The sequence below is a fragment of the Paenibacillus sp. 22594 genome (assembly GCF_052044425.1).
Lineage (GTDB): Bacteria > Bacillota > Bacilli > Paenibacillales > Paenibacillaceae > Paenibacillus_AQ.
Genome location: NZ_JBQENA010000003.1, coordinates 70,884 through 83,376 on the forward strand (window position 1 = coordinate 70,884; position 12,493 = coordinate 83,376).

Below are 12,493 nucleotides of genomic sequence, written 5' to 3' on the forward strand. Positions count from 1 at the left end.
CTGATCTATTATACCTTAGGCATCAAATACTGGCCTACGCACTGATTCCCGTCTCGTTCGGACGGAGAATGGCTGAGCCAATCGCCAGCAGAACCGCGGCCATAAGGCCCAGGATGGCAAACGGCAGCCACAGCTCATTCCAGCCGCCGCCGGTTGCGGCGATATCCACTGCCTGGATCGCCCATTTCTGCGGCATGAAGTTGGCTGCTTTTTGCATATAGTCCGGCATCACTGAGAGTGGCCAGAAGCAGCCGCCCAACATGCAGGTCGGTGTAAGAATAAGCGCGTTCAGCATGCCTGCGTTGCGCGGATTGCGGACCAGTCCCGCAACGGTGCTGGCAATACCCATGGATACGAGCATAAATGCGGCAAGCACCATGAAATACAGATATGCGGGAACCTCATAGTCATAGCGCAGCACCCATTTTCCCAGGATCAGCACAACCACAATCTGGATGACTCCGACCATAAAGCTGCCCAGGAAGTTCCCCAGTGCAATCTCATAAGAACGGACCGGTGCGCTGAACATCCGCATCATGGTCCGGCCCCTGCGGTCATCCATAATCAGGGATACTGTGCTCGTCACCAAACCCATGAGGAACATTAAGGTCATCCCTGTAATGACTCCGAGGGTTTCCCGGGGATACAGGTCATAATCCGTACGTATACTTCCCACATGATGCTGCCCGGCCTGCTTCAGAATTGCACCAAGCCCGGCTTCAGCATCCCCCGTTCCTCCGCTGACCGCATGTACGGTTTGTGCGGTCTGGAGCATTTCATTTGCGATCGTATTCACTTTCATTTTGAACATGATCGAGGTTTCTGTCGTTCTAAGCTCATAGATATTCAGCTGCGGCTGCTCTCCATGTGCAAGCTGTGCGGTATACTCTGCCGGAATCCATATTCCCACACCACCCTCCTGACCGATAACGCCCTCTTTGAGCGCTGCCTCATCCCTTCGCGGAACAAGCTTATAGTCCCCGGTATTCTCCAGTTCGGCAAGCAAATGCTGCCCTGCTGCTCCTGTATCCATATTGGTATATAGCACGGTTGCCGAATGGTTTTCCATGCCTCCGGTAACCGATATAATCGCGGCAACCACGATACTTGGCAGCAGGATGTACGTGAGGAACCCTTTGCGGGAGCCGATGGTCCGCTTAACCATATTCCAGGCGATTGTGAATATTTTATTCATGGTAACCCACCTTCCGGTATGAAAAAATCGCTGCGCTGAACATCACGAGACAGATTATCGATATAATGAGCAGATTCGGTAAAATCTGTGACAATTCTGAATGCAGCATCATTCGGATCACCGCCTGCAGCACCCAATGATTAATAGTAACAGCACCGATAGTATTCACCCAGGCGTCTGGCAGCGGAGCCATCCCCCCACTCAGGAATGTCATACATACCGTGATTACACTAATGATACTGCTTGCGCTTGCCGCGGTTTTACTGAATAAGCAGATTACAATGGACAGCGTCATGGAAGCGATAATCATCAGCAGACAGAACAGCAGCAGAAGACCCGGGCGATTGCCCCAGTACACGCCAAACAGCCGGTTGCTGAGCAGAATGATCGCCAGACATTGCACAATGGACACGATGCCTACTCCGAGAATTTTACCGATAAACAGCTCTGAGCCCTTGACCGGCATAGAGTTGATACGGTGGAGCGTATGGTTATCCTTTTCACTGAAAAGAGAACTGGTCACCGTGATTCCGCTGTAGAGCAGAAACATAAGCAGCATGGATGCCGCGTAGAATTGGGAAGCCGTATAGGTTCTGCCCCCATTATTCAGATCGCCCAGCTTGACCGCTTCATGGTCAGCCGGTAAGGAAGCCGACACCGTCAGCGCCTCTGGCCCCAGTGTCGCCACCGCCGCCTGCTTGTAATTCATCTTGCTCAGAAAATTATCAAAAGCCGTTCCCGCCACCATATTGTCCGTACGGTTCTTACCAAGAATAAACTCCAGCTGTGCTTTTTTGCCGCTTTGCACTTCACTGTCGAAGCCGTCCGGAACGATTACTGCATAGCCGTACTTTCCGGTGCGGAGTCCGCTCTCTGCCGCCTGGCGGCTCTCTGCTTCTTGCGGGATAATGACCTCCTGCACCTCCGGCAACTTCAGAAAAGCTGCAATCATAGCCGATGGCCCTGCCCCTTCACCTGAGGGATTAACTACCGCCACCCGTACAGGGTCGATTTTGGCCGCGCCTTTGACACCAACCACCCCGGACAGTGAAGCACCCAGGAGAAAGATCAGTACCAATGGCAGCAAAAACATATTTAACAGCATAGAGCGTGAGCGGAATAGTCTGCGCAGCTCATAGATCATAATGGTCCACGTGTTCATGTAAGCCCTCCTCCTTCCTCTAATCCCGCAGGGTCCGTCCGGTCAGGTTAAGAAACAGAGTCTCCAGATCCGGCTCTTCTATATTCAGGGAAGCAATGATTCCTTCATGCTTAGCAAAGATAAATAAAATATCCTGCAATTGGCTTTGCGAGGAAGGCAAATACAGCTCTACCGTATCTCCGCTGAGTTCAACGCGGCTTATCCCTGGATGCTGGCCCAGCTCCTGGATCAGGGCAGGTGTGATTTGAGAAGCTTTTATGACAATCTTTTCTTCATGGGCTACCCGTTCCCGCAGCTCGCTTTCGGTTCCACAGGCAATGATATGACCTTTGTCCATTATCGCTACCCGGTCACAAATGGCGGCTACCTCCTCCATATAATGGCTCGTATAGATCACCGTTGAGCCGAGCTTATTCAGCGCCTTGACGGATTCGAGGATATGATTGCGCGACTGGGGATCAATGCCTACGGTCGGTTCATCCATAATGATCAGCTTGGGGCGGTGCATGATCGAGCAGGCGATGTTCAGCCGTCTTTTCATACCGCCGGAGAAGGTGGACGGTTTATCCTTAGCCCGGTCGCTGAGTCCGGTGAAGGCCAGCGCCTCCTCGACCCGTTCCTTCAGCAGCTTGCCGCGAAGACCGTACAGCTTGCCGAAAAAGCTCACATTTTCCGCCGCTGTCATATTTTCATATAAAGCGAGATCCTGGGGGACGAGGCCGATTCGCTTTTTGACCTCTAGTGGCTGGTTCATTACGGACAGTCCGTCAATCACGATATCGCCGCCATCCACCTTGAGCAACCCGCAGATCATGCTGATCGTGGTGCTTTTCCCTGCTCCGTTCGGGCCGAGGAGGCCGAAGATTTCCCCCTCCTGAATGCTGAAATTCACGTGATCCACCGTTAACTTCTGATCGTACCGTTTCACCACATCGGTTAGTACCGCAAATGCCATTCTTCATCTCTCCTGTTCCTTATTGCTTCTATGTCTTCATTGTAGCGTAAGAAAACCGCGGCCGAAGGTACGAAAGGTCATTCTTTGGAGGTGACTAAAGTCATCTCCTGAACCAGCGGATTCTTATGTTAAGATAAATAGACCAACCCTATAAAGGATGACCTCCCTTTGAACAGAGAATTGAACGTTCTGCGTTATGCGCTTATTATCATCCCTGCACTGATTGCCATCTATCTGTATGACTATGCCGACTATGAGCTGTTCACCCTTCATTTTCTGCTGCTCCTGCTGATCGTGACTCTGGGCAAGCGGCTCCCGGGTCTCCTTACCGCGCTAGCCGCCGGTGTTGAATTACTCTATACGGCCTGGCTGTGCCAGCATTACGGGGCGCTGATGATTTTTCCGGCTATTTCGGCACTGCTCTATTACTCCCGACTGGAGCGCAGGCCGGTAGTGCTTGTCTTCTTCGCTCTTCATCTGGTGGCACTTAATACAGCACTTAGCGGATCCGATCCACGGGTGTTGGTCTATACGAACCTCACCTTTCTGCTATCTGCCACCTTGAACAGGTTATTGCTGAGATCGGGAAGGGGGCGCGACGAGACCCTATTCCTCTATGATGAGCTGCGAAAAAAACATTTCCAGCTGGAAGAAGCCCGCAGCCGGCTGCTGCAGTTCAACTCCCAGATCGAAGTGGCCGCGCAAGCGGAGGAACGGGTACGGATCGCACGTCAACTGCATGACGACATCGGCCACCGCCTGATCCGGGTCAAAATGATGACCGAGGCGGCCATCCACACCCTGCCGCATTCTGCGGAGACGGGGATGGAAATGATGAATCAGATTCGTGACCAGCTCTCGGGAAGTATGGACGATATGCGCGCCGCTGTCCGTCGGATTAACTATGGTTCTCAGCTTGAAGGGGCTTACGCACTGGACCGGCTGCTGGAGGAGCTTGGCCGTCACACGGCCATTGAAACCTCCTACCAGGTGCAGGGCATGCCTTATCCGCTGTATCCCAGCGTTCAGGTTACACTCTACAAAAATGCCCAGGAAGCTCTTACCAACGCTCTTCGCCATGGCCAAGCTACTGCAGTATGGATCAAAGTATCGTACAGCGGACACGAAGTGGTAATGGTGGTGGGCAATAACGGAGAGCGCCCGCAAGACAACCCTCTTGCGAAACTCAGAGGCACGGGTGGCATGGGCCTGCAGGGAATGATGGAGCGGACCCGTCTGGTGCGCGGAACGCTGGAGTTTCAGCTCGAACCGGAATTTGCTGTAATTACCAGAGTTCCAATGCACAGGCCGCCCGAAAAGCTTCCCCAGTAAACTTTTCACAGACCATTCTGCCTAAAGGAGACAGGCCTCTTATGATCAAAGTAGTTATTGTTGACGACGATTCATTTATCCGCGAAAGTCTCAAGGTGCTCGTTGCGCTGGACCCGGACATTGAGGTAGCAGGCGCTGCCGGCGATGGACATGAAGCCCTCGCTTTGCTGAAGCAGCTGCCTCATGCCGATGTGGTACTGATGGATATCCGGATGCCCCACTGCGACGGTGTCGAAGGTACAAAATTGATCAAAGCAGCCTTCCCGGCGGTTTCCGTGCTGATGCTGACGACCTTTGACGATGACGAATACATAATAGAAGCGCTGCGTAACGGTGCGAGCGGGTATTTACTGAAGAATATTCCGCCGGACCGGATCATCCAGGGTATCAAAACTGTGCATGAAGGCAACCTGCTCATCCATCCCGACATCGCCCGCAAGCTGGCGGGTTTTCTGCAGCCGGCTGCACGTCCGAAAGAGGCTCCGGCCCGGACACTGGCATCGTACGGACTGACCAAGGCCGAGCTGGCTGTGGTATCCTCGATCGCAGAAGGCCATACCAACAAGGAGATCGCCTCAGAGCTTTTTTTAAGTGAAGGTACGGTCAAAAATTACATCACCGATATTCTAAGCAAGCTGGGCCTCCGTGACCGGACCCAAATCGCCATTTTTTATTTAAAGAATGGTGGCTATGTAGAATGAACTTAAGAATTCATTCCCGTGAGCCCATAAAGCCCTAAAATAATTCAATAGTTCGACATCGTCCAACAATTTGTTCAGTGTTTGTTCAGTGCAACCTGCTACTATAGACCCAAACATCTTAGGTAGAAAGGATTGTCGGAATGAACAAAATGATATCATTTAGAACAATGTCCCTTGTTGTTGTCCTAAGTATGCTGGCTGGTTTGCTAGCCCCGCTGGGACGTGTACATGCTTCTGCAGACACAAGTGCTTATGGGGAGGTTCTTGTAAGCGATCAGAATACAGGCTGGACCATCGCGCCGGGCAACACCTCCAGAAACCTTGCTGTGGCACCGGATGGTTCCATCTATGCCGTCTATAACGGCAACAACGAAATCCGTGTAGCCAAAAGTATCACAGGAGGTCAAACCTTCCTCCCGAGTGTGCTCGTAACGAATGCAAGCTTCGAGCCGGAGGTTGCAGTCTCTGCAGCTGGTACCGTTTATGTAGGATGGGTAAAGAGCGGCAAATCCTATCTCTCCAAGAGCACAGACAGCGGTCAAACCTTTTCTGCCCCTATTGAGATCGGGGCTGTGTCGGCAGGGGCTGCAGCTATTCACTTGGCTGTGGACGGAAATTATGTCTATGTGACAGATAGAGCCGGGAGTCTATTCTATTACAGTAGCGATCAAGGCGATTCCTTCAATATGTATCAGTTTAACGAGTCCTATGCATTTACCGATATCCATATTGATCCTGAAACCGGAAATGTTATCGTGCAAAAGGACAATCCTTCCTTGAAGTACTACATCAGCACCAATCATGGGGTAAGCTTCGGAACAGGTGTTGTTCCTGGGGCGAGTGTGTTCTATTCAGTAGGCTCCTTATCGTCGGGACAAATGGGCAAATACTTGTTTGTCGCCGGTCAAGGCACTGTATTGACCCGTATGAATCTGACCAACAATACGGTCAGCAACCTTCAAGTCAGCAACAACACAAGCAGCACTGCACGCTCCTTGAGTGCTGACCGGTATGGAAATGTGGCCACCGGCTTCAGCGATGCAGGCAAGGTTTATTTTGAAGTGAGCCAGAATCTAGGTATTAACTTTGCTGCTGCCGTTGAGGTTGCGAATACATCTGTCGCTAACGCGGCAATCAACTCTACCAATGGCGATGTGATGTTCTTGTATGAGAACACCGGAAAAATCTATTTGAAAGTATACAAAAAGCTGCTGACTGGATATAAGCTCTATATCTCCAATACCAGCGTCTTCTTTCCAGATGGCGGAACCAAAGAGGCTGTCATCACCGTTACCAACACATCGGACACGCCTTTGGCTATTGATGATGTGAAGATTACCGGTGATTTTGAAATTGTGGAGAACACGACGACCGAGGTACTGCAGCCAGGGGAGAGCGGAGAAATCACAATCCGCTTTGTACCGAAAACTCTTGGCGATTCCACGGGTGAAGTCGTTATTCAAATACCCGATGAGCCTGACCGGGTAATCAAGCTGAACGGAACAGCCAGTACCCTTGTTCAGACTTCGGATTCCCCGAAAGATTCCGACATTACAGCGAACGCAACAACCGATAGCGTAACCGTGAAGAACGTTCCGGCTGGCGCTACCGTTAAGGTGTATGCCGCTGATGGCATCACTGTCATTGGCACAGCCACCAACAATGGAACCGCTGCGGGCGATGTTAACGTTGCAATCGCCGCTGGCCTTGATGATAATCAAGCCCTCAAGGTCAGTCTCATCGAGACTGACAAAGCCGAGAGCCTGCTGACCGCAGTCACTGCAGCCAAGGAAGTTAGTGCTGCACCACAAGCTTCCGACATTACAGCGAACGCAACCACCGATAGCGTAACTGTGAAGAACGTTCCGGCTGGCGCTGCCGTTAAGGTATATGCCGCTGATGGCATCACTGTCATTGGCACAGCCACCAACAATGGAACCGCTGCGGGCGATGTTAACGTAGCAATCGCCGCTGGCCTTGACGATAATCAAGCCATCAAGGTTAGTCTCATCGAGACTGACAAAGCCGGAAGCCTGCTGACCGCAGTCACTGCAGCCAAGGAAGTTAGTGCTGCACCACAAACTTCCGACATTACAGCGAACGCAACAACCGATAGCGTAACCGTGAAGAACGTTCCGGCTGGCGCTACCGTTAAGGTGTATGCCGCTGATGGCGTCACTGTCATTGGCACAGCCACCAACAATGGAACCGCTGCGGGCGATGTTAACGTAGCAATCGCCGCTGGCCTTGATGATAATCAAGCCCTCAAGGTCAGTCTCATCGAGACTGACAAAGCCGAGAGCCCGCTGACTGTAGTCACTGCAGCCAAGGAAGTTAGTGCTGCACCACAAGCTTCCGACATTACAGCGAACGCAACAACAGATACTGTAACTGTGAAGAACGTTCCAGCTGGTGTTACCGTCAACGTGTATGCCGTTGACGGAGTAACGCTGCTTGGAACAGCGATCAACACAGGAACTGCACCCGCTGATCTGACAGTTACAATTCAAGATGAAGGTCTACTTGAAGGGCAAATCGTGAAAGTCAGTTTAAGTGAAGAGAACAAGTCTGGTAGTCCGCAGATTGAGATCCCTGCTGCCACTGACCCTTCAGAGGCGCCAAGTGTGGCTGCAATTACAGCCAATGCCACAACCGATACTGTTACAGTGACAAATGTGCGGCCTGGTGTGACAGTCTCTGTGTATCAAGAGGATGGAGTTACCCTTATTGGTACCGTCACTAACACCGGTGAAGGTCCTGCTGACCTGATCCTTCCTGCCCAAGACGGGGGACTAACGGACGGACAGATCATCAAAGTTAGCTTCACAGAAGCTAACAAGTCGGAGAGTGCCAAGGTTGAAGTGACCGTCAAAGATGCACAGTCTGTTCAACCAGGCACCGCAAACATTATTGTAGAAGAAACAGAAGGAACCCTTATAGTAACCGAAGTTCCGGCTGGCGCCACCGTTAAGCTCTATAATGATAAAGGTGTCGTTATTGGAAGTAAAACGAATACCGGAAATGCTGCAGGTCCAGTAACAATTGACGGACTTGATCTGGAAGGTCTCAAATCGGTTAAGGTTACCTTGACCGAGTCGCAGAAGTCCGAAAGCCCTGCTACGACAGTAGCTGTAGCTTCCTCGGATGAACAGTCAGTCAATGCGGCCGCCAAGCTACTTAAGGTACGGTTCACAGAGGGAGACACCTGGGAAAGTGTTACTAGCCCTGTGTATGTTGTTTCAACCGGTAATTTCGGTACAGACGTTGAATGGAAATCAAGCAAGCCGGAAGTCATTGCATTGTCCACATCAGCTAATAATTTAATTACTGGTAAAGTTAATCCACAAACCGAAGATGAAAGTGTTATTCTGACAGCTACGGTACGCAAGGGAAAGATCGAAAAAACACGTACCTTCCTGGTCATTGTTAAATCGAAAGGCTCCACAAGAACCGTAGACACAGGCTATACCCGTAATGTTATTGTAAAAGACCCAGCCAATGCTTCTGCGAACATCCCGATTTCACGTATCAATGTGTTGAGTTCTACAGGTGAGTCCTCCACTATTGATAAAGTTGTATTCTCGCCATCCAAAGCAGAAGAAATCGTCGCAAACGGTAAGAATGGAAGCTCAGCAACGGTTGTTATCGACGAGGTAGCCGGCGACGTACCCGATGAACTAGCTGTCGAAGTTCCTGCCGCTTCCCTGAATGCCCTGGCAGGAAGCTCATACCAGTTAAATCTTCAAAGCGAATATGCCACCGTCACGCTTGAGGCCGCAACTTTACAGTCGATGCAGAACAATAACCTGGATTTATTCTTCCACCTTGTTCCACTGAGAAGTACAGCCTTGCAAACCCAAATTAATGGAGAAATTCCTGTTCAGTATAATTCTCAGACGGTCAATATTTTGGGAAGATCACTTGAAATTGAAACGAACTACAGCGGCTATGATACCGAGGTATACGTTCCATTCACTAAAAATGGCATCACACCGGATACGTCCAACCTAGACTCCCTCCGCGTTTATGTAATCCACAGCGACGGTGAAAAGGTAATGCAGCAAGGAACCCTGGTGCTGGATAACAACAAAAAGGCTACCGGAATTTCATTCCGGGTAAGTAAATTCAGTACCTTTACCATTGTGCAATTGGCTAAAGCCGATACATCAGGCCCAGCCACCACAACCGAAGAGACTGTTAAAGCAATTGTAGGCTCAGACTCTACATCTTCTGCAGACATCAGCATTAAGCGAAATATGAACACCGATGGAACGAAGAATGATGAGCTAGTCATGTCGGCGGCAAAGGCAGAAGAGGCGATCGCCAAAGCCAAGGATGGCAAACGTGACACGATTCAGATCACGATTCCGGATGTTAAGCATGAGGTTACCCAGACCTCTCTGCAACTGGACAGCGGCGCGGCTAAACAATTGGCTGCTTCCAAGCTCACACTGGAGATTATCACCAGTCAAGGGATCGTTAGCATACCTGCAGCCGCTCTTCAAGGTATTGAAGACACTGCCAAGCTAGTAATTAGTACTGTAAAATACAGCAATGACCAAACCCAAGAGCTGCTTCAGAACAAAATCGTATCAGCAGTTTCCAATCAGGTACAGCCTGTACGACTCACTCCTGCCCTGCAAGTAAGCGGCAGTGCAGCCATAACAGGACAAACCATCAAAGTCATTATTCCACTCCAAGGAGTAGCAGTACCGGCCAACGCGCAGGAACGTGAGGCATTCCTCAATTCCCTCGCTGTATATGCAGTCGATGCCAAAGGAACTATCAGCCTCGTCCGTGGAAGCCTTGTTGATCTTGGCGGCGGAAATTACGGCCTGGAAGTTAAGGGCAATGTCGGCGGTAAATATACTGTACTTCAGTGGCCAAATACCAACCTGTCCCAGGTATGGAATAAGGGCACCAGCTCTCACAATGCGTATATCACGGGGTATACCGATGGTACATTCAAACCGGACCGTGCCATTACGAGAGCAGAGCTTGCAGCCTTGATTGCCCGCAATCTGAATCAGGACGCTTCAGCTCACGCCACTGCAAGCAGCTTTGCAGATGTCAGCAACAGCCACTGGGCTGCCGGTTACATCGCACAAGTAGTTGCCGCAGGAATTATGAAGGGCTTCCCTGATGGTCAATTCCATCCGGATCAAGCAGTAACCCGTGCCGAGATGGCGCTGCTAAGCGCACGTTTCAAACAGCTGACCTTCACCGAAGATGGCACTGCGGTCTCCTCCATCCCTGATGTAGGCACTCACTGGGCTGCCGGAGCTATTGATGCAGATCGTGCAGCAGGTATCATGCAGCCGTATGCAAATGGAGCTTTTGCACCAGGCAAAGCATTGACACGTGCGGAGGCGGTCACCGTAATGAACCGTCTGTTTGACAGAGGGCCGCTTAACGGTGTGTCATCTCCTGATTGGGCGGATGTTCCCGCCAGCCACTGGGCATTTGCCGATATTGAAGAAGCAAGCAAAGATCACACCTACCGCATAGATAACGGCAAAGAATGGCTGACCAATTAATCATTCGTTAAGGGCTAGTTGAAGGGGGCGGGAAGCCCCCGACTTCTTCCACCATGTACATTACTGCCCACATCAAGGGATACGTCAAGCTTAATATGGCCGAGAACATCAGCAGCAAACATAAATGCCCTTTCGATTCCCAAGTGGGAATTCGAAAGGGCATTTAGTGTTTCAGGACATTCCGTACCGGGAGGCAGCAAGTGGAAGCAGCTTCACCGTCCTAATACAGACACTGCTGCTTCAGCACTAATAATTGTGCAAGCTTCCCATGCAGACGCTCCTGTCTATAGCCGCTTGTCCATCAGCCGGCTCCGGCTCTCTCCAGTCTTCATCCCGATGATACTGAAGATGCTAGAAGGCTTAGCCTCTGCGGTGACCGAACCGTCTGGCTCCGGCACCAGTATGATGCCAAGCTGATGATGATCGCCATCATAGATTGCGCGCTGGAGGTATTTGCTCTCGCCTTCGCGGTTCTGCACCTCCAGCTTGCAGAACGCGGGATTCATGCGCAGCGCCTCATGCAGCTGCGCAGCATCGGTCAACAGGACCCCGTTGACCTTCAGCAGGATCTCGCCCGGCAGGATGCCCAGCTCCTGCGCCGGGCTGTCCGGCAGCACGGCCAGCACCTTGCGGCCGGCTGCGGGGTGCACGAAGATGGGGCTTAGACTGCGCTCCTCCAGAGCGCTGTACCAGCCCAGAGCTTCGTGCAGCAGGACCGCCGCGAGCGCCGCGAGCACGGTCAGCGGGCTCCACCAGGCGGCAAGCCCGCTTAAGGCTAGCAGGACGATGCTGTACAACAGCAGACGTCCTGCTGTGCGGGCGCTTTTACGCCCGGGCAGCATGCCCTGGGTCATCTCGCTGAAGCCGATGATGACCGGCAGGGACACCAGGCCCAGCCCGCCGCCCAGCAGCGGGTGCCAGGGCAGATCCCCGATTCCTGCGCCCGAAGGCATCAGCAGGAATAGCGGCAGCGGCCAGAAGGCCTGCAGCTGATAGCCGCCAACCACCTTGCCGCGCTTGCCTTTGAGAAAGAGCGGCGTGGCCAGCCTTGCGCCTTGCCACCGCGCCAGCAGCGCTTCGGCCAGATGCAGCAGTGCGGCCAGCACCAGCAGTGCGGGGATATCCATCTCACGCAACGCGGTGGCGATGGTACCTGCCGGTCCGCTCTGCAGGATACCTGGAAAGAACGACAGAATAAATTGAATGATTCCAAGCAAGCCTATGGAATAGGCAAAACACAAATAACGGACACGAAAGAGCATAAGCACCAGACTGACGACCCAAATACAGGCCACTGCTGTACCCGTGAGCGAAATCCCCAGGGCCACAGCTGCAAGAGAAACGACAAGACCCATGACCAGGCCACTCCATACCGTGCGCCAGGTTTCCTGCCCCCAGCTATGCAGCTTCACATGGATCAACTTCCGTTCAAGCGCTATCTGTCTGCGGTAATAAACAGCAATAAAAAGGATCGCAATATAGTAATAGGGCTGTATCAGCAGATGTATCACTGCTGTGCCCCAGCTTGTAAGCAGTTCCGGCATTTCATTCAAACCGTTCGTCACACTCCTTTACGTCCGGGTGGTGATGATCTGCAGCGTTTAGCGCTCA

7 protein-coding genes are annotated in these 12,493 nt (G+C 51.8%); 3 read left to right on the forward strand and 4 right to left on the reverse strand.

Annotation, left to right across the window (positions count from 1 at the left end; genetic code table 11):
• Window positions 1-34 precede the first annotated feature (34 nt).
• Genes ACTJKB_RS11130 through ACTJKB_RS11140 form a run of 3 tightly spaced genes read right to left on the reverse strand, consistent with a single transcriptional unit; the run spans window position 35 to window position 3,312 of the window.
• Complete coding sequence (locus ACTJKB_RS11130; RefSeq protein ID WP_440833976.1) at window positions 35-1,195, reverse strand: ABC transporter permease; 1,161 nt, start codon at window positions 1,193-1,195, stop codon at window positions 35-37.
• A complete protein-coding gene (locus ACTJKB_RS11135; RefSeq protein WP_440833977.1) occupies window positions 1,188-2,357 on the reverse strand; it encodes an ABC transporter permease in 1,170 nt (389 codons plus the stop codon). The genes ACTJKB_RS11130 and ACTJKB_RS11135 overlap by 8 nt, the downstream gene beginning before the upstream one ends.
• A 19-nt stretch (window positions 2,358-2,376) precedes the next feature.
• On the reverse strand, window positions 2,377-3,312 hold the full coding sequence (locus tag ACTJKB_RS11140; protein ID WP_440833979.1) for an ABC transporter ATP-binding protein: 936 nt from the start codon (window positions 3,310-3,312) through the stop codon (window positions 2,377-2,379).
• 168 nt (window positions 3,313-3,480) lie between these two features.
• Here ACTJKB_RS11140 and ACTJKB_RS11145 point away from each other — a divergent pair, with 168 nt between their 5' ends.
• The 3 genes from ACTJKB_RS11145 (at window position 3,481) to ACTJKB_RS11155 (ending at window position 10,882) form a co-directional block, all read left to right on the forward strand.
• Window positions 3,481-4,644, forward strand: a complete 1,164-nt coding sequence (locus tag ACTJKB_RS11145) for a sensor histidine kinase (protein WP_440833980.1) — start codon at window positions 3,481-3,483, stop codon at window positions 4,642-4,644.
• 41 nt (window positions 4,645-4,685) lie between these two features.
• Window positions 4,686-5,345 carry a response regulator gene (locus ACTJKB_RS11150; RefSeq protein WP_440833982.1) on the forward strand — a complete coding sequence of 220 codons (660 nt, stop codon included), beginning with the start codon at window positions 4,686-4,688 and terminating at the stop codon, window positions 5,343-5,345.
• A 149-nt stretch (window positions 5,346-5,494) separates the two neighbouring features.
• Window positions 5,495-10,882, forward strand: coding sequence for an S-layer homology domain-containing protein (locus ACTJKB_RS11155; protein WP_440833983.1), 5,388 nt, complete (start codon window positions 5,495-5,497; stop codon window positions 10,880-10,882).
• 284 nt (window positions 10,883-11,166) lie between these two features.
• On the opposite strand, the gene ACTJKB_RS11160 is transcribed toward ACTJKB_RS11155, so the two are convergent.
• Entirely contained in the window at window positions 11,167-12,426 is a 1,260-nt protein-coding gene (locus ACTJKB_RS11160; protein WP_440834735.1) for a PDZ domain-containing protein, read from the reverse strand.
• Window positions 12,427-12,493 lie beyond the last annotated feature (67 nt).